The organism is Mesorhizobium sp. 131-3-5 (genome assembly GCF_016756575.1).
Classification (GTDB): domain Bacteria; phylum Pseudomonadota; class Alphaproteobacteria; order Rhizobiales; family Rhizobiaceae; genus Mesorhizobium; species Mesorhizobium jarvisii.
In genome coordinates this window covers 1,755,018-1,772,671 of sequence record NZ_AP023254.1, presented here as the reverse complement: position 1 = coordinate 1,772,671, position 17,654 = coordinate 1,755,018, and the positions used below count along the sequence as shown (strand labels likewise).

The window sequence follows — 17,654 nt, the reverse complement described above, 5'->3', positions numbered from 1 at the left end:
CAGATGAAACCCAGGGCCGACGTGCTAACTCCGATCGCGTCTCACGTGATATAGAGGCGAACTGTGGACACTGCAATAACCGGACAGGCTGCCGACAAAGAGTGGAGCCGGCGTCCGGCGCGCGGCCGGAATAGCGGTCTCACTTGTAGGGGTCTGCTGCGTCCCGCAAGCCGTCGCCGAGGAAGTTGAACGCCATGATGACGAGGATGACGGGGAGCATCGGCAAAAGCAGCCATGGATAGAACGCGATCACGCTGACGCTGCGTGCCTCGGTGAGCAGGATGCCCCAGCTGGTTGTCGGCGCCCTCAGGCCGAGCCCGAGGAAGCTTAGCGCCGTCTCGCCCAGGATCATGCCAGGTATGGAGATCGTCGCCGTCGCGATCAAATGCGACATGAAGCCGGGAATGAGGTGACGCCCGATGATGCGGCTGCTGTTGGCGCCCATCAATTGCGCGGCCAGAACGTAATCCTCCTCGCGCAGGGCTAGAAGCTTTGAACGAACGGCCCGCGCCAGTCCGGTCCAGTGAATCAGCCCGAGGATGACGGTGATGCCGAAGTAGATCAGGATCGGGCTCCAGGTTATCGGCATAATGGCCGCTAGAGCCAGCCATAGCGGAATGCTGGGAATCGATTGCAGAACTTCGATTATCCGTTGAACGATCAGGTCGAAGAGACCGCCGTGATAGCCGGCCAGTCCGCCGATGACAATGCCGAGCACAAAGCTGAAACTGATGCCGACGAGGCCGATTGTCAGTGAAATGCGTGCGCCATAGATGATGCGAGAGAGCACATCCCGCCCGAGCCTGTCGGTGCCAGCGAGAAAGAGTTGCCCGTTTTTGGCAGGGCAGACAAAATGCCTGTCACCTTCGATCAGGCCCCAGAAGCGGTACCTGTCGCCCTTGCAGAAGAAACGGATCCGCTGAACTTCATCCTGCTCCTCGATGTAGTTTCGCTTGAGCGTGTCCATATCCAGCGTCATGTGGCGGCCATAGACGAATGGCCCGACGAGCTGGCCGTTATGGAACAGGTGCACCTGCTGCGGCGGCGAATAGATGTAGTCCATGTTGCGCGTGTGCAGATTGTAGGGTGCCAGGAACTCGCAGATCAGTATCCCGAAATAAAGCGCCGCTAGGAATATGCCGGATACAACGGCAAGCCGATGCTTTCGGAATTTCCACCACATCAGCCGCAACTGCGACGCCTGATAGACCTTCGATTGCTCCGGCGTCATCGCCTCGACCGACTGCAGGTCAAAGGGCGCGGTGGAAACGTAGTGTTGCAGCGGAGCACCTGGAGCGGGCAGCGGCGAAGGCGTGCTCATTTGGTGCTGCCGCCCTGCAAGCGAATTCGTGGATCAAGCAGCGCCAGCGCCAGGTCGGAAATCAGGACACCGATGACCGTCAGGAAGGCAAGGAACATCAGGAACGACCCCGCCAGATACATGTCCTGGCTCTGCAGCGCCCTGATCAGCATCGGCCCGGTCGTTTCCAAGGACAGGACGATCGCGGTGATTTCGGCGCCGGAGATGATGGCCGGCAGGATAGAGCCTATGTCGGAAATGAAGAAATTGAGCGCCATACGCAGCGGATATTTGACCAGCGCCTTGAAGGGATGAAGGCCTTTGGCGCGTGCAGTCACGACATACTGCTTGTGCAACTCGTCGAGCAGATTGGCGCGCAGCCGCCGGATCATGCTTGCCGTGCCCCCGGTGCCGATGATCAAGACCGGGATCCAGAGATGGGCGAGGATCGACTTCGCCTTGGCCCAGCTCATAGGCTCGCCGAGATATTGCTGGTCCATGAGATGTCCGATGGACGTGCCGAACCAGATGTTGGCGAAATACATCAAGATCAGCGCCAGCATGAAGTTCGGAATGGCAAGGCCGAGGAGGCCCAAGAACGTCAGGCCGTAGTCGCCCCAGCTGTATTGGTGCGTGGCGGAGTACATGCCGATCGGAAAGGCGATGAGCCAGGTGACGATGATCGTGACGAAGGAAACCAGCACGGTCAGCCACATTCGGTCCCCGACGACGTCGCGAACCGGCAGCTCATATTCGAAGGAATAGCCGAAATCGCCGTGCAGCATCCCGCCGACCCAGTAGAAGTAGCGAATGACCGGCGGCTGGTCGAAACCGTATTCCTTGCGCATCATCTGGATGCGATCGGAATCCACCGCTTCGCCCTGAGCTCGAAGCTCGGCAACATAGCTGTCGAAATAGTCGCCTGGTGGAAGTTCGATGATCGTGAACACCAGCGCCGATATGACCAGCAGCGTTGGAACCATCACGGCAATGCGCCAGACAATATATCGAAGCACGCTCAGGTCTCTCCAAGCCAGAATGTATCGGGCATATAGACACCGAAATAGGCAGTCGGGTCATAGCCGTAGAGCGCCTTGTCAGGCAGGTTGTGCAGTCGCGAGGACACCAGAACCGGCTGATATGTTGCGTTCACGGTGCCGATCGAAAACACCTGATCGGTGTAGATCGATAGCATCGAATTCCAGATTTCGGCGCGCTCCGCGGCTTCGGTTGATGCGTTCCAGCGCTTGAGCAAAGCCATCAGCTCGACCACAGGCGGAAGATCGGGCGCTTCACCGATCGTGCCATGAGACAAATAGTGAGCGCCCCAGAGGGGCCATTGCAGCTGGTCGTCGATGGTGGGGGCCAACTGGTACGGGTTCATGTCGGCAGTCGGCACGCCGTTGTCGATGCCCGACCAGATCGACATCATGATCTCGCCGCCAAGTGCGCGGCTGCGGAAGATGTCTCGCTGCGAAGTCCGGATGAACAGGGCAATGCCTATCTTGCGCCAGTGATCGGTAATGAGTTCGAGCGCGTCGGTTTCCAGGGTGCTTTCGCCGGCCGTTTCCACGATGACCTGCGCCGGTCGTCCGTCGGGAAGTATCCGCAAGCCGTCATCGTCACGCGTCGGAAGCCCCACCTCGTCGAGCAGCGCATTGGCCTTGTCGGGATCGTGGGCGACCCAGGCTTTCGCGAATTCCGGCCGGTAGAGCGGGCTCTCCGGCAGGACCGTGTCGGCACTTTCCTGCGCCAATCCGTAGAACACGGCCAAATTGATCTCGCGCCTGTCCACAGCGAGCGAAAGTGCCCGGCGCACGCGCACGTCTCGGAAGAGGCTACGCCACACCTGGTCGGAGCAATTCAGATTTGGCAGCAGCGCCAGCCGCGAGCCCTGTGTGCGTTTCCACAGATGCATCTTCACCGGATAGCGCTTCTCCGCGTCCTTTAGGAAGGAGTAATCGGCGAAATCAATTCCCATGCTTTGCAGGTCGCTCTCGCCAGCACCCGTCTTGGCGGAAATGATCGCCGACGAGCTGACATTCATGACAATCCGGTCAACATAGGGCAGTTGCCGGCCATTTTCGTCTATTCGATGAAAGAATGGGTTGCGCTCGAAGACGAACTGCTCAGCCGGCGGCTTGGTCCGGTTCTGCCAGGGATCCAGCGTCGGCAGCTCCGGGTTCTCCGGGCGATACTGCCGAGACATGCGGATATGCAAGAGCGTCCATTTCTTGGCCCGGTACTCCTTCATCAGGCCGGCTAGCCGGAATGGATCCTGGTATTTCTTGTGGAACTGTTTGAGATAGGCGGCAGGCAGAACAAGCGGTAGAGGCGAAGCAGCGGCGAGCTTTGGCAGGAAGTCGGGATTGGGCGCATCCCAACTATAGCGGACCGTCAACGGATCGACGATCTCGAAACGAGGCGGCTTGCCGTCCGCCAGCAGTGCCGGGGCGAGCCCGCCTTCCGAAAGCTCGTCGTTCAGCCAGACATCTTCCCAACAATAGCGAAAATCCTCCGGCGTGAGCAGGCTACCGTCGGACCATCTATGTCCTGCCCGTATCTTGAAAGTGAAGACGCGATTATTCGCTACATCGAAACTTTCCAGAATGTCGGGTTGCATCTTAAGCTTTTCGTCATAGCCTACCAGCCGAGCATACCCGTAGATCGTCATCATCCGGATATCTTTCTGGCTGCCGATGATCGTGCGCAGCGTACCGCCATACTGGCCGGGCTGCCGGCCCATCGCTGTGAGATTCAAAGAACGCGGGCTCTTGGGCAGGCGGTCGGCGAGTGCCGGCAGCGCCCTGGCCTTCAACTGCGGCTGAAGAAATTCCGGCTCCAGATCGCCGGCGCGCGCCGTGCCAGGCAGAAATGCGGAAGCCATGAAGCCAAGGAGGGTGCGCCGGCGGATCAATGGCGTAGCTCGCTGATGTCGGACGAACGTCGGGCCAGCACGAGGTGGCCGCCGCCAAGATCGAGCGGCGACAGCATATCCTCGTCGCCCTCGTCGCGGAATTGCGGTCCCCATGTGCTGGTGTCCGAAGCGCCGCTGTGCTTCAGCGTCTTGAAATCCATCGGCCTGTCGAGATCGGGGAAAGGGACTGCGGCGACCAGTGAGCGCGTATAGGGGTGGACCGGTTTCCTGAGCAGAATTTCGCGCGGCGCAACCTCGACGATGCGCCCGCCGCACATCACCGCGATGCGATCGGCCATGTAGTCCACCACCGCCAGGTTATGGGAGATGAACAGGTAGGTCAGGCCCAATTCCTTCTGCAAGTCCTTCAGAAGGTTCAGGATCTGCGCCTGGACCGAGACGTCGAGCGCCGAAACCGGTTCGTCGCAGATCAGGAGTTCGGGCCCCAGTGCCAGTGCGCGCGCGATGCCGATACGCTGACGCTGCCCGCCGGAGAAACTGTGCGGATAACGTTTGATGAAGCGCGGATCGAGCCCGATCGCCTGCATCAGGCTCTTGACCGTGGCGAGTCGAGACGCGGCATTGCCACGTTGATGGATTTCCAGCGGCTCGCTCAGGATGTTCTCCACAGTCATGCGAGGTGAAAGCGACGAAACCGGATCCTGGAAGACCATCTGGATTTTCGCACGCAGCATGCGCAATGCGCCCCTCTCGGCTTCTAAGACGTCGATCGGTCCATCGCGGCCGTTGAAGATCACCGAGCCGCCGCTAGGGGTGACGGCCCGCATGAGGATCTTGCTGACGGTGGTTTTACCGGACCCGCTTTCGCCAACCAGACCCAGGCACTCACCGCGCCTGATATCAAAGCTCACGCCGTCCACTGCGCGAACGAGGGTTTGATGATCCCCGCCGAACCATCCAGACTTGCGGGTGGTGAAGGTCTTTGTCAGATCCCTGACCGACAGCAGGATGTCGTCTGGGCCCGTCGATGCCGGCGCCGTCTGCGTGCCGAGCAGGTTCCCGACATTGACCGGCACGTCGCGGAGCGCCTTTAGCCTTTCGCCAGGCTTCAGGTCGAAATGCGGCACGGCTGCCATCAGGCCCTTCAGGTAAGGGTGACCTGGCCGGCGGAATATCGCCTCGACAGGTCCCGCTTCCATTATCTCGCCATGGTAGATGACCACCACCTCGTCGGCGACATTGGCCACCACGCCGAGATCGTGCGTGATCAGCAGCATCGCCATGTTCATTTTGGTCTGAAGTCCGCGCAGCAATTGCAGGATTTGCGCCTGGATGGTGACGTCCAATGCCGTCGTCGGCTCGTCTGCGATCAACAGGGCGGGCCGACAGATAAGCGCCATGGCGATCATGGCGCGTTGACGCAATCCTCCCGACAGTTCAAAGGGATACATGTCATAGGCGCGCTTGGGATCGGGAAACCCGACCAGGCCGAGCATTTCCTCGGTCCGCACCTTGCGCTCCGCCCGAGCCATGGGCGTATGAATCTGCAGGGATTCGCTAACCTGGTTGCCGATCGTGTGCAGCGGCGACAGCGATGTCATCGGCTCCTGAAAGATCTTGCCGATGCGGCTGCCTCTCAGCGCCCGTATTTCAGGTCCGTCACGTGGCATCTGCAGGATATCCTGGGTTATGCCGGGCTTTTCAGGATCGGAAAACAGGATGCGGCCGCGAACGTGGGCCGTCTTCGGCAAAATGCCCATCACTGCCTGGCTGAGAACCGATTTGCCGGAGCCGGACTCGCCCACAAGCGCGGTAACCTTGCCTGGCAGGACGCGAAGACTTGCACGCCGGACGGCATGCAACGGTCCCCCGATGATGGCAAAAGAGATGCCAACATCCTCGATCCGCAGCAGGTCAACGCCTTTATTCATTCTCACACCAGCCCCACTCTGGAGGCCTGCCAGGCGGCAGGCCCAGAAATTGAGACTAGCGCATTGCCAGCCTAGAGCAACTTGGATTCGAAACGGTCGCCAGAGGCGGAACCTGCGATGGACTCGGTAGCAAGGCGTACGGATCGGATCGTGGCGGGTTACTGAAGCTTCCTGCGGTCGCCCGCCGATAGCCGGGCGGCATCGCGATGAAGCAGCATGAGCTGCTCGGCATCCGATCTTCGATCGTGTATCGGTTCCAGCGCAGCATCTTCATCGAGTGCGAGAGCACCCGACAGATCGGGTGAAAGTACCGTCAGCTTCTGCTTGATGCCCGCCAGTTCCTCCTCGCCGAGCGTCAGCCAGCTGTTGGTGCCGCAATAGCCGGCGAATTCTTTGCTGGCAAGCACGCTGAGCGGATATTTCTTGGTCAGGGTCTGGAGGCGCTGGACCTCGTTCACAGCCGAGCCGAAGACAGAAAATGTCAGCCGGTCGGTAAGCCCGACATTACCGAACATTACATTGCCGACATGCAGGCCGATACCAAATTTTATGTGGCCCAATCCCTGCTTCTTTCTGCGCTGATTGAGATCCATCATGCGCGCGCTGGCTTTGCGCGCTGCCGCAAGAGCAGCCTGGCAAGCGATTTCGGACTGCGAACGGTGCCTTTCGCAAGGGTAGACGGCAATGAAGCCGTCCCCTATGAAACTCATGATCTGCCCGCCTTTGCGATTGAACGGTGCAGCAACGGCGTCGAAAAACTGGTTGAGCGTATCGATATAGACTTCGCGGCCGGAGGTTTCGGCAAGTCTTGACGACCCGCGCATGTCGCCCATGACCAGAGCGGCCCGGATTGTATCACCCTCGCCGCGCTTGATCTGGCCGTCGAGCACGCGCCTGCCGGCGTCGCCGCCGAGATAAGTGGTCATCATGTTGTCGGCGAGCTTGGTGAGTACCGCCATTTTGGTTGCGATAGCGAGATGGTTCTGGATTCGAAGCAGCGCCGAAATCATGCTGTCGCTGAAGCCTGCAGCACTGTCGGTGGACCAGGACCCCAACATACCCTGACTGGTGTTGCCGTTGAAGGGATGGACGAAAGCCATGTAATCGGTGACGCCCATAAGCTTCAATTCATCGAAAACAGGAAACTCGGAGGGCACCGACGCGTTCAACCGGCGCCGCAGATGGTCGAGCTTGTTGCTGAGCAGATGGTAGTACGGGCTTGTCAGGAATCTGTCGGACTGTACGCCGCCCTCCTTGCGGAAGCCTTCCATTTCCATGCCCTGGCCGCGAAGCCAGGTGAAGCCAAGCGCGTCATAAAGCGGATGAAGCATCGAAAAACTCAAATGCACCCGCTTCAGTGGCAGGCCGGCAGCAGCCAGCCGTTCACAAAAACCTTGTACCAATGTTTCCAGGTCGTTGCCGGCCAGCGCCGATTGGGTCAGCCAATCGGCGACTTTGTCCATGAGAATGGTGGAAATTTCTGCTTGCGCTGTGCTCATGCTATCTCGAAACCCGTCGAAGACGAGCCATCTCCTTTGATCCGCCAGACCCTCGAATTGAATGAAATCGGCGTCGGCGGCAAAGCCGGCGAACAATTCCCGGATGACTTCATTGCAGGCAAGCAGCAGCCGTAACTGAATCTATCTCCTGGCCAACATATGTGGCGAGGCTCCCGGCGGAGTGCAATCCCGAGCCTGACATCGGGCAAAGAATTCACCGGATCGGACGCCGTCAGGCCTTCACCACCGTCTCCCGGGCTAGCCCGAGGCGGCCAAAAACATTGCGTGTGTCGATGATCAGAAGAGCGTGATCGGCGATCGCCTGATAGTCTATCGCATCATGGTCGGTTGCAATGAGCACAGCATCGAAATCCTTCAAGACCGCTTCGGTCAATTCGACCGAGCGACGCCCCTTGATAGCCATATGCTCCCGTGTGGTCGGGATCTCGGTAACGTGCGGGTCGTGGAATTCCGCCTTGCCGCCCCATTCCTCGATGAGTTCAATGAGCCGTAGTGAGGGGCTTTCGCGGATGTCGGGCACATTCTTTTTATAGGCTAGCCCGATGATGAGAATGCGCGAGCGGCTGAGCGCCTTGCCGCAGCGCCGGTCCAGAGCTTTCGCCAATTCATCGACCACATGACGCGGCATGGCCGTGTTGATCTCTGCCGCCAGCTCGATGAAGCGGGTCGGCAGTTCGTATTCGCGCGCCTTCCACGTCAGGTAGAACGGATCGATCGGAACGCAGTGCCCGCCAAGTCCGGGGCCAGGATAAAAAGGCATGTAGCCGAAGGGCTTGGTCTTTGCAGCCTCGATCACCTCCCAGATATCGATGCCCATCGCACCGAGCACGATTTTCAACTCGTTGACGAGGGCTATATTGACCGAGCGAAAGATGTTTTCCGTCAGCTTGACCGCCTCGGCGGTCGCCGTGGTGGAAACAGGAACGACGGTCGCGATCACACCTTGGTAGAATGCCTGCACGAGCGTCGCCGCCTCAATACCGTCGCCTGCCACGACCTTGGGGATCGTTGCGACTTCAAAGCTGCGGTTGCCGGGATCCTCGCGTTCGGGCGAGAAGCCGAGGAAGAAGTCTATCTTCGATTGCAATCCGGTTTCTTCCAATATGGGCTTGATCACACCGTCGGTGGTGCCGGGATAGGTGGTCGATTCCAGCACGATCAGCTGGCCGAGACGCAGATGCTTGGCGATGGTGCCTGCCGTGTTCCTGACGAAGGAGAGGTCCGGCTCACGATGCTTCGTCAGCGGTGTTGGAACGCAGATGATGATGACATCGCAGACGGTCAGTTCGGCAAAATCCGCAGTGGCGCGGAAACGTCCGCTCGCCACCTCTCCGGCAAGGACAGTCGACGTTACCGCCTCAATGTAGGATTGGCCGTTGTTCAGGCACTCGACCTTCCGGGCTTCGATGTCGAAGCCGGAAACCGGGAAGCCGGCGCGTGCGATGGCAACCGCCAGCGGCAGCCCGACATAGCCCAGTCCGATCACGCCGACTTGCGCGGTGCGCGTCGAAATCCGGTTCACAAGACGGTCATATGTCGATCTTGAGGCGTCCAAAAATCTGTTCTTCCGTCACTTCGGACAGGCTGTCCGCTTCCATTGCGAGGCTCACCTGGTCCCAAGAACCATGGCGGAGGCATATTGCGGAAGGTCGATTTCCGCAAGCCGTCATCAAACCGGCACCTTCGCCTTCAGGCTTGCGGCAGCCATCGCATAGCCGCCGTCGGCGCCATCGACGAAATGAATGTGGTCGCGCTGCAGCGGCGAGGCGACGAGGCATGTCATCAAGGCCGATTTCTGGCGGTGCAGGCCGTAGCTGCAGATGCCCGCCTCTTCCGCCTGTTTCAGTCGGTTCTCGATGCGTTGCAACAGATTCGCGTCAACGTCGATGGTCATCTTCAAGCCGTCGTCGAACTTCCGGAAATCCGAATTGCTTGCCACCTCGCGTTTGTAGACCTTCGGATCGAAACGACCGATGGCCCAGCCAAATCTATCGGCGACCGCGGTAAGCGTCATCAGGAAGATCACCCACAGCTTCGCCAGCCATCGCCGCCCTGGCGGCGCCGTGGCCCGCGCCTCGACATCGAGGCCGGCCGGCAACAGACTGTAGCGCGGCCCGTCCACCGGCACGGGGTGGCCATCGCGCTCCTGCCTGCCGGCAAGGGCAATGATGTCGGAAGCCAGAAACTGAAAACCGCGCAAGTCGCGCGACACCCCCGGAATGGCTATGATCGAGACGATTTCGCCATGCCGGGCTTCTATCGGGTTCCAGCGGCAGGAGAGGCCGGTCAGATCCGGCCGCGCGCCGGCCGGCGCGGGTTCGATGCGATAGCGTCCCGCTTTCATCTCTGCTTCCGCCCAACTGCCGCCACCGCCGGCGAACATGGCGTAGAAGACCGCTTCGGAGGCCTGGAACCTCGCCACGCGAACGTCGAGGCCTTGCGCCCTTATATCCTTTATCGGCACGATTGCGGCACGCAAGGTCAGGTCCAGTTCGTCCGCCACCCATCTCTGGACAGCCGCCAGCGCGTTGCGGGTGAGGTCCAGCGCCGAGCCGGGAAACGCCACGAGCGCGCCGTCGCCACCGAAGACAAAGGGAAGATCTTGTCGACCCAGCGCATTGAGCAGCGCCGAAATGACGCTGGCACCGGCCATATTGACGGTTTTATAGCGCCCGGCCTCGATAGCCTTGGTCGAGCCGACGATGTCGGCGGTGGCCAGCGCCCAGCCATCTGGAAGAGGCCGATAGTTATCGATATCGGCAACGCTTTCGAACTTTGCGAAGACCGGCAAGGAAGCGACAAACGGATCGGATGCGACAGCTGTTTCCATGAGCTTCAGATAGCACACTCCACTGCTTGAAGTTGAGTAGATCGTGCCTGGAATTTGACTTGCGCCGGCTTTCCGATGATAGGGTTCGGCGATGCGAATTGCCTTCTACGCGCCGCTGAAGTCACCCAATCATCCCGTTGTCTCCGGCGACCGCCAGATGGCGCGAATGCTGGTCAAGGCGCTGGAGCATGGAGGGCATAGCGTCGAACTGGCATCCGAGTTGCGCTCCTATGTACGCCAACCGGTGTCGAAAAGTTTCGATGCACTCAAGATCGAGGCCCGGGAGGAAGTCGCGCGGCTGGCAAAGCTTTGGGATCGTGGCGGCAAGCCCGATCTCTGGTTCTCCTATCATCCTTATTACAAGGCGCCCGACCTGGTCGGACCCGAGCTGGCGTCGGCCTTTGGTGTCCCCTATGTGACAGCGGAAGCCTCCTATTCGAGGCGGCGCAACGCCGGCGTGTGGGCCGATGCGCAAGCCTTGGTGGCGCGAGCCGTCGAACAGGCAGCGCTGAATATCTGCTTAACGCAAAGAGACCGTCGGGGGTTGACAGATGCGATACCCGACGCCGCTCTTGGCATGCTTCCACCCTTCATCGACACATCGGTATTCCAGGAAACGCCGGCACGGGGTTGTCCGACGCGCCTCGTTACCATCGCCATGATGCGCCCAGGCGACAAAGCCGAAAGCTATCGCATGCTGGCGCAAGCGCTTGGTACGATCGGCCACCTGCCTTGGACGATGTCGGTCGTCGGCGACGGGTCTGCCCGCGACGAGGTCAAAGCCCAATTCGCTGGCCTGCCCGCCCACTGTATCGAATGGCTTGGCGCGATTGAGCCAGCCGCCGTGCCGGATGTCCTCTACAGAGGGGGAATCTACGTCTGGCCGGGTTACGGCGAGGCCTATGGCCTTGCCTATCTTGAAGCACAGGCCGCCGGCCTTCCGGTGGTGGCTCAGGACATTGCCGGCGTGCCGGAGGTCGTGCGGGATGGCCAGACCGGGTTTCTCACCCCACCGGGCGATGTGGCGGCATTCGCTTCTGCCATTGAAAGGCTGCTGGCCCGTAACGACGAAAGAACCATCATGGCCGCGAAAGCCAGGCGTTTCATTCTCGAGGAACGTTCTCTTAGAGCCGCGGCGGCGCGTCTGGTCGAACTTCTTCAGAAGATCCCGGCTTCATGACATACGCTCAGATCTGGCAGCCATTGGTGGAAGAACTGGCGTGCTTGCAACGGGCAGGCAGCAAGGCAGAGTTCTGGCTGCGCGACGATGATGCGGTGGATCCGACCCCTGCGCTCGATCGGCTACTCGACCTGACTGGGGAATTCGCGGTTCCGATCACTCTGGCCGTCATTCCGGCCCTGACCGACGAGAAGCTTGTCGTCCGGCTTCACGAGGCGCCGCATGCCACGGTCGCGATCCATGGCTGGGCGCACCGAAATCATGCGCCCGAGGGCCACAAAAAGCAGGAGCTGGGCGCGCATCGGCCGCGCGAGGCGGTGCTCGATGATCTGGCCCGCGGGCTGTCGCACGTGACCGGCCTGCACGGCGCACGCGCCGTTCCGATGCTGGTGCCACCCTGGAATCGGATCGACGCCGGCTTTGTATCCGACCTTGGATCGGCAGGATTTGCGGCATTGTCGGTCTATGGGCCGCCGAAGCAGGCTTCACTTGCGATCATCAACAGCAATGTCGATATCATGGATTGGCATGGCACGCGCGGTTGCCGCGATCATGGTTTGTTGGTTCAGGATATCATCGCACAATTGCAGCATGCATTCGATGGCGGCGAACCGGTCGGCCTGCTGACCCATCATCTCGTACATGATGAATCCGCCTGGCTTTTCCTCGAACGGCTGTTCGCAGTCACAGCACGGAACGAGGCCTGCGTGTGGCTTCCGATCAAGACATTGATCGGGCGCGGCGCCGGCAAAGGGAAATAGCTCAGCTGTCCTTGTGCAACGAGGCACGAAATTTGAGCGTCTGGCCATCCCGTGCTGCAAAAGCGCCGGCAAACCTGTCTTTGGCCAGTTTCTCGATCTCGTCCAGTTCCTGGTCGGTGCGTGTCGGATCGTGATGAAACAAGGCAAGCCCGCGCGCACCGGCCGCCTCACACAGCTTGACGCCCTGTTGCCATGTCGAGTGCCCGTTACCGCGGCGGCGATCCATTTCCTCCTCGGTGTAGGTGCAATCGTAAACGACGAGGTCGGCATCTTCGATCAGGTCGAGCACCGCCTGATCGAGTTTGTCCGGTTCGTGCTCAGTGTCTGTGATTACCGCCACGACGCGGCCGCCCCATTCGACCCGGTAGCCTATGCAGCCGCCCGGATGGATAAGACTCCCTGTCCTGACCACCACCCCTTCACGCGGCCGAAGCACGTCTCCGGATGCGAAATCGCGGCAGTCGAGGCTCGCCTTGCAGATATCCAGCTTCACCGGAAACCACGGCGGCCGCATGAACTCTTCGACCATCTGCCGGGTCGTCATGCGTGCTGCAAGATGCCCGGACCAGAGGGTAACCGTGACGCTCCGGTCATAGATCGGCCCAAAAAACGGCAGCCCGATGATGTGGTCGTAATGGCAATGGGTGAAAAGCAGGTCGAAATCGATCACGCCCGACGCCCGAAGCGCCCTGCCGGCAGGCCGTAGGCCAGAGCCTGCGTCGAACAGAAGCGTATGCTTGCCGCATCGCATCTCAATGCAGATTGTGTTGCCGCCATAGCGAGAGAATTCTGGCCCCGATACCGGAATGCTGCCGCGAACACCCCAAAACCTGACCAGGAAAACATCGTCGTCCATGCTACCTCTTTGCAGTCGCCGTCGCCCATCGTAGCCAAACAACCGCTGTCAGGCGGGACAGGTCTTCTCCGGGTGACCTTCTCAGCCAGAGGCCATTGCCATTATGACGACGAGCATCGAGCGCACATCATTCGTTATCTGGCGCTTCGCGCGTCGATCAGATCTGCCGTCGTATGGCTTAGGCGATTGGCAAGAACCCGCAATATCTCGATGGTCATTTCCGGGAACTCGCTCATAAGCCTCAGGAAATGATCTTTGGGGATTCTCAAAGCTTCCAGCGGACTTGCCGCTCTGACGGTCGCAGTGCGGGAACTGTTGCACAATATGGCGATCTCGCCAACAATGGAATTTGGCACTAGTTCAGCAACTTTTATCGGTCCGCTGTCGGAATCGACCAGAATATCCGCCCTCCCTGAAAGGATGACATAGGCGGCATCTCCCTCGTCGCCCTGCCGAAAAAGGATCTCGCCGGCGCTGTAGTTCACGCGATCGGATGTGAACGCAAGCAGCTTGAGCTTTGTCGGCTCGATGCCAGAGAACAAGGGAACGCGTTGCAGCATTCCAACTTCATCCTTGAGCAGCATTGTCGCAAACCTTCCCAAAATTCGCCTTGCCAGACTAGAGCAACGAACGCGCAGATGGAATCAGTTCTGTTTCCGGGATGCGACGTCCGCCAGCCGGAAACCCGGAGGGCCGGGGAAATCGGGGTTTGACGTGAATGTCGTCCCGCTTCACCCATCGCGGAATCCCTTGATCTTACCGCAAATTTCCACCGGCAGAATGACCCCATCTGATTGTCAGTTGCTCTATGACAGCAGCTCCTTGAAAACACCGTTGCCTGCCAAAAGTGTCTCGTGTGTTCCGTCTTCCACCAATTGACCCGAGTCGAAGACGATGACGCGATCGAACATCGTCGCCATTGCCGGATTCGTTACGACCCACACAATTGCCGGCGATTGGCCGTCGCGCCTGGCTTCCTCGAGCACGTTTCGCAGCACTTTGTCCTGCATGCGCTGGTCAAGCGCCGACAGCGGCCGGTTGAGAATGAGAAAATCAGGACGCTTGAGCAGGGCCCGGGCAACATCCAGCTTCTGTCGCTGTCCACCTGTAAGCCGCCTGCCGCCGGCGCCGACGTTGAAGTCCAGACCGACATCCAGAAGCTCGCCATAAAGCCCCAGTTCGTCAAGAATGTCATAGACGATGGATCGTATACGTTCCGGAGCGTCGGGATGGTTGTTGCCCACACGCCCGAACAGCACGTTATCCATGACGGTGGCCGCGGCAATGTATTTGGCAGGATCATACCGTTCGACCGCATTTTGCAGTTCGGGCGGCAGGTTTTCATAGAACCGGTTGCGCGCAGCAACGATCTTGCTCATCAACTCGTCGCTCAGCAGGCCAAAGCGGTGCCGGGGCTCGATATAGGCAAAACTCAAGGTGACGATCATGGCGCGATCGTTCTCCGAAACCGTCTCGTAAGGACGGTTCTTGAGCCGTTGCAGCAAGGTTTCGTACGCAGGTATCTCCTCGGCGCTCATGAAGGCGAGCTGCTGGAAGAACTGGTGATCGGGCGGCAGGTCGGCAAACAGCTCGATCGCCTGTTTGGCGATTTCCATGCCCATATCGTAGAGTGTGCGGTCGAGGCCGGCTTGCTTCAGCACAGACGCAAAATAGGGATTGGCCGCCAGGGCTCTGTCTGCCAGTTCGGGACCGGCGGCAGCGCCGAAGAGCAGGTTTTGGCCGATCGTTGCTTCCTTGTTGTAGGCACCCGGTTCGAAGGGAACCACAAGTCCGCTCAGCCCTTCGTGTTCCAGCCGGGTTCGCAGCGCCGCGCGCAGTTCGACGATCCGCCTGGCTAGCTCTGTGTGACGCGTGAGATCGGCCGAAGAGCGTAAGCCAAGATCGAGAATGTCGCGCGACAGAACAACGGCGTCGAGCACCCGGCGCACTGCTTCAAAGAGGTCGTGCGGGCCGGTAGCGCCGGCGGAAGCGTAGTTGATCCAGTCGCTGTGGATATCGAGATCCGGATTGCCCGACCGGCGCGCCTCATCGATGTTCCAGCGGTGCTGGACTGCCGCGGCACCGTCATAAGGTACCGATGTCAGCGGCGCATGCTTCAACCCGTAAAGCAGGTTGTCGCGGAGGCTCGCCTGGAACAGGAAAACATCCGACGAGGCATAGGACATGCGCCGGCCGGTCACTGCTTCGGGGAGTTCAAGCAGGTCGTCCGCGCCCGAAGCGACTCTTCCGCTATCCGGCCAGTTCAGCCGCGCGAAGGCTTCTGCAAGTGCCTCCCCTCCACCTGTTGCGGTACTGACCAGCGCCACCGTCTCTCCCGGCTTGATCTGCAGGGAGATGCGGTTGAGGAGCATTGCACCGCTATCGTCCGCTATGGACAGACCGATCGCCGACAGGGGGCCGGTCATGGGACCTGGATCGTCGATCGTCAACGCCCCGATTCTCGGCGCGATCAGACCCTCGACGGTGAACTGTTCGACGACCTGCTGATACTTGACCTGGACATCCTGCCGATCCTGATCCCAGTCGATGAGTTCCTTCATCGGGCCGGGCAAGTCCTTGTAGGCGCCGATCACGGCCACGAGCTGGCCGACATCCAGCCGCCCCTGGATGACCAGATACCCGCCGATCATGTAGAACAGAAAGGGTGTAATCTGCGCGAGAAAATTGTTCAGGAACTTTACCATGAATTTCCATTGGTAAAGATCGAAGCGGATCTTGAAGATGAGCCCGAGCCTCGTAGCTATGTCGGCGCGCTCGTAGTTTGAGGTATCGTGGACGTGAACTGCGCCGATGCCTTCGACGATTTCGCCAACCCGTCCCGAAAGTGCGCGCGCCGTCAACTGCCGTTGCCGCCCGAGCACGATCAGCCGCCGCCGCATTCGCGGGATGAGGACGATCTGGATCACCACGATCACGACCGCTATCATCCCGAGCCAGACATTCTGGACCATGATGAACAGCATGGCCGTCAGCGCCTGGCCGCCGAGCAGCACCGGCTGCAGGAAGGCATCGCCGATGAAGCCGCCCAGCGGCTCCACCTCGTCCTTCACCATGGTCGCCACTTCGGCGGATTTGACGCGCTTGAAGTAGATCGGCGGAAACCGCAGCACACGATCGACCAGATCGAAGCGGATCCGCCGCAGCATGCGTTCGCCGAGGCGACCCTTGTAGGTGTTGATGTAGAGTTTGAACAGGCCGTTGACGACGACCAGCAAGAGGAACACAAGGCTAAGGGCAAGCAGCGTCGCCTTGCGGTCAAGCTGAATACCGGAGAAGAACAAGACATCGCCAACGAACGGCAGGTTATAGTGCAGCCGCATGAATGCCTGGGTCGCACCCGGTTGCTCGAAGCCCCGACCTTGGATCGGGCCGTTGACGATCAGCTTCGGCAGGTCGAAGGACATGAAATACGGGATCATCGAAAGCAGGACGATCATCAATATCCAGAGCTGCTGCTTCTTGGTGTGCCTCCAGATATAGCGGGCTAGGCTGGGTTCCATATGCGACTGTGGACCTCCAGTTTTAAGAACAAAAGTAAAAGCGCTGGCTGGTGAACGGCGCATCGGCAATCATCGCCGGCGACACGTTCGAAGCCTGCGGGTTGGCTTTGCTGGCAAGATTGCGTTGTGTCGCCCAAAATCCCAACATACAAGGCGAATATGATAGATATCACGCAACCACGCAATGTCGGCACGGACGGGCACGAGCAAGCCCTAGACCTCACGAGGGGAATTGCTGCTTATGTCAACAACCCTCTCGTGGCAGGGCTTGCACGCGTCATCGCCAAGCATCCGAAGGCCGATATCGCCAACGCCTTCAACCACAAGCAGGTCGCGTGCAAGATATGGGCCCTCGACAGGCTGTTCGAAAGCAGCGGCGGCCGGTTCGGGCGCATTTGGGTTCTGGGTGGATGGTACGGCGTATTGCCGGCGATGCTCTTCAACGACGCCCGCTTCGACGTCGCGGCGGTCGACAGCATCGACATCGATCCCGGAGTCGCGGCGGTCGCCCGGACCCTCAATCGGGAAGCTGGCGACCGGTTCCGGGCGCTGACGGCAGATATGTACGCGCTCGACTATGCGGCCGGGCGGCCCGACTTGACGGTCAATACCAGCTGCGAACATATAGCCGATCTGCGCGCCTGGCTTGCCCTGCTCCCGCGGGGCACGAATGTGCTGCTGCAATCGAACGACTATTTCAGCGAGCCAACACACATCAACTGCGTGGCTTCACTTGCAGCATTCGAAGCGATGGCGGCGCTAAGCGAGGTGCGGTTCTCCGGCGAACTGCCTACAAGAAACTATACGCGCTTCATGCTGATCGGGACTGTTTGATGCATTTGGCTCAGAAGCGCGCAGCGATTTTGGGACGACGACA

General features: G+C 59.8%; 13 protein-coding genes. 3 read left to right on the top strand and 10 right to left on the bottom strand.

The genetic code is table 11. The features are described 5' to 3' along the window. Window positions 1–139 precede the first annotated feature (139 nt). The 7 genes from JG747_RS08670 to JG747_RS08640 all read right to left on the bottom strand — a co-directional run bounded on the left by JG747_RS08670 (window position 140) and on the right by JG747_RS08640 (window position 10,459). A complete protein-coding gene (locus JG747_RS08670; RefSeq protein WP_202361599.1) occupies window positions 140–1,321 on the bottom strand; it encodes an ABC transporter permease in 1,182 nt (393 codons plus the stop codon). Further along, complete coding sequence (locus JG747_RS08665; RefSeq protein ID WP_027055340.1) at window positions 1,318–2,316, bottom strand: ABC transporter permease; 999 nt, start codon at window positions 2,314–2,316, stop codon at window positions 1,318–1,320. Before JG747_RS08665 ends, JG747_RS08670 begins: the two co-directional genes overlap by 4 nt. Before the next feature lie 2 nt (window positions 2,317–2,318). Beyond that, window positions 2,319–4,217, bottom strand: a complete 1,899-nt coding sequence (locus tag JG747_RS08660) for an ABC transporter substrate-binding protein (RefSeq protein ID WP_202362249.1) — start codon at window positions 4,215–4,217, stop codon at window positions 2,319–2,321. After that, window positions 4,214–6,109, bottom strand: coding sequence for an ABC transporter ATP-binding protein (locus JG747_RS08655; protein WP_202361598.1), 1,896 nt, complete (start codon window positions 6,107–6,109; stop codon window positions 4,214–4,216). Before JG747_RS08655 ends, JG747_RS08660 begins: the two co-directional genes overlap by 4 nt. 158 nt (window positions 6,110–6,267) lie before the next feature. After that, window positions 6,268–7,608 carry an adenylate/guanylate cyclase domain-containing protein gene (locus JG747_RS08650; protein ID WP_202362248.1) on the bottom strand — a complete coding sequence of 447 codons (1,341 nt, stop codon included), beginning with the start codon at window positions 7,606–7,608 and terminating at the stop codon, window positions 6,268–6,270. A 232-nt stretch (window positions 7,609–7,840) separates the two neighbouring features. Continuing rightward, a complete protein-coding gene (locus JG747_RS08645) occupies window positions 7,841–9,184 on the bottom strand; it encodes a nucleotide sugar dehydrogenase (protein WP_202361597.1) in 1,344 nt (447 codons plus the stop codon). A 114-nt stretch (window positions 9,185–9,298) separates the two neighbouring features. Further along, complete coding sequence (locus tag JG747_RS08640) at window positions 9,299–10,459, bottom strand: DUF3095 domain-containing protein (RefSeq protein ID WP_202361596.1); 1,161 nt, start codon at window positions 10,457–10,459, stop codon at window positions 9,299–9,301. Window positions 10,460–10,550: 91 nt separating this feature from the next. Here JG747_RS08640 and JG747_RS08635 point away from each other — a divergent pair, with 91 nt between their 5' ends. Both JG747_RS08635 and JG747_RS08630 read left to right on the top strand, forming a co-directional pair. After that, window positions 10,551–11,639, top strand: coding sequence for a glycosyltransferase family 4 protein (locus JG747_RS08635; protein WP_202361595.1), 1,089 nt, complete (start codon window positions 10,551–10,553; stop codon window positions 11,637–11,639). Further along, window positions 11,636–12,400, top strand: coding sequence for a polysaccharide deacetylase family protein (locus JG747_RS08630; RefSeq protein WP_202361594.1), 765 nt, complete (start codon window positions 11,636–11,638; stop codon window positions 12,398–12,400). Before JG747_RS08635 ends, JG747_RS08630 begins: the two co-directional genes overlap by 4 nt. Before the next feature lies 1 nt (window position 12,401). Here the strand turns inward: JG747_RS08630 and JG747_RS08625 are convergent, their stop codons facing one another. From JG747_RS08625 to JG747_RS08615, 3 genes are all read right to left on the bottom strand, one after another. Next, the gene (locus tag JG747_RS08625; RefSeq protein ID WP_202361593.1) at window positions 12,402–13,256 is read right to left on the bottom strand and encodes an MBL fold metallo-hydrolase; all 855 of its coding nucleotides are present in this window, start codon (window positions 13,254–13,256) and stop codon (window positions 12,402–12,404) included. Window positions 13,257–13,390: 134 nt separating this feature from the next. Next, a complete protein-coding gene (locus tag JG747_RS08620; protein ID WP_202361592.1) occupies window positions 13,391–13,840 on the bottom strand; it encodes a cyclic nucleotide-binding domain-containing protein in 450 nt (149 codons plus the stop codon). A gap of 222 nt (window positions 13,841–14,062) precedes the next feature. After that, entirely contained in the window at window positions 14,063–16,777 is a 2,715-nt protein-coding gene (locus tag JG747_RS08615) for an ABC transporter ATP-binding protein (protein ID WP_202362247.1), read from the bottom strand. 159 nt (window positions 16,778–16,936) lie between these two features. Here JG747_RS08615 and JG747_RS08610 point away from each other — a divergent pair, with 159 nt between their 5' ends. Next, window positions 16,937–17,611, top strand: a complete 675-nt coding sequence (locus JG747_RS08610) for a class I SAM-dependent methyltransferase (RefSeq protein WP_202361591.1) — start codon at window positions 16,937–16,939, stop codon at window positions 17,609–17,611. Window positions 17,612–17,654: the final 43 nt, after the last annotated feature.

Bases quoted from the DNA above. Each gene is read 5' to 3' on its own strand.
- JG747_RS08670 (WP_202361599.1), bottom strand. From the start codon at position 1,321: ATGAGCACGCCTTCGCCGCTGCCCGCTCCAGGTGCTCCGCTGCAACAC.
- JG747_RS08655 (WP_202361598.1), bottom strand. From the start codon at position 6,109: ATGAATAAAGGCGTTGACCTGCTGCGGATCGAGGATGTTGGCATCTCT.
- JG747_RS08650 (WP_202362248.1), bottom strand. From the start codon at position 7,608: ATGAGCACAGCGCAAGCAGAAATTTCCACCATTCTCATGGACAAAGTC.
- JG747_RS08640 (WP_202361596.1), bottom strand. From the start codon at position 10,459: ATGGAAACAGCTGTCGCATCCGATCCGTTTGTCGCTTCCTTGCCGGTC.
- JG747_RS08635 (WP_202361595.1), top strand. From the start codon at position 10,551: ATGCGAATTGCCTTCTACGCGCCGCTGAAGTCACCCAATCATCCCGTT.
- JG747_RS08630 (WP_202361594.1), top strand. From the start codon at position 11,636: ATGACATACGCTCAGATCTGGCAGCCATTGGTGGAAGAACTGGCGTGC.
- JG747_RS08625 (WP_202361593.1), bottom strand. From the start codon at position 13,256: ATGGACGACGATGTTTTCCTGGTCAGGTTTTGGGGTGTTCGCGGCAGC.
- JG747_RS08620 (WP_202361592.1), bottom strand. From the start codon at position 13,840: ATGCTGCTCAAGGATGAAGTTGGAATGCTGCAACGCGTTCCCTTGTTC.
- JG747_RS08615 (WP_202362247.1), bottom strand. From the start codon at position 16,777: ATGGAACCCAGCCTAGCCCGCTATATCTGGAGGCACACCAAGAAGCAG.
- JG747_RS08610 (WP_202361591.1), top strand. From the start codon at position 16,937: ATGATAGATATCACGCAACCACGCAATGTCGGCACGGACGGGCACGAG.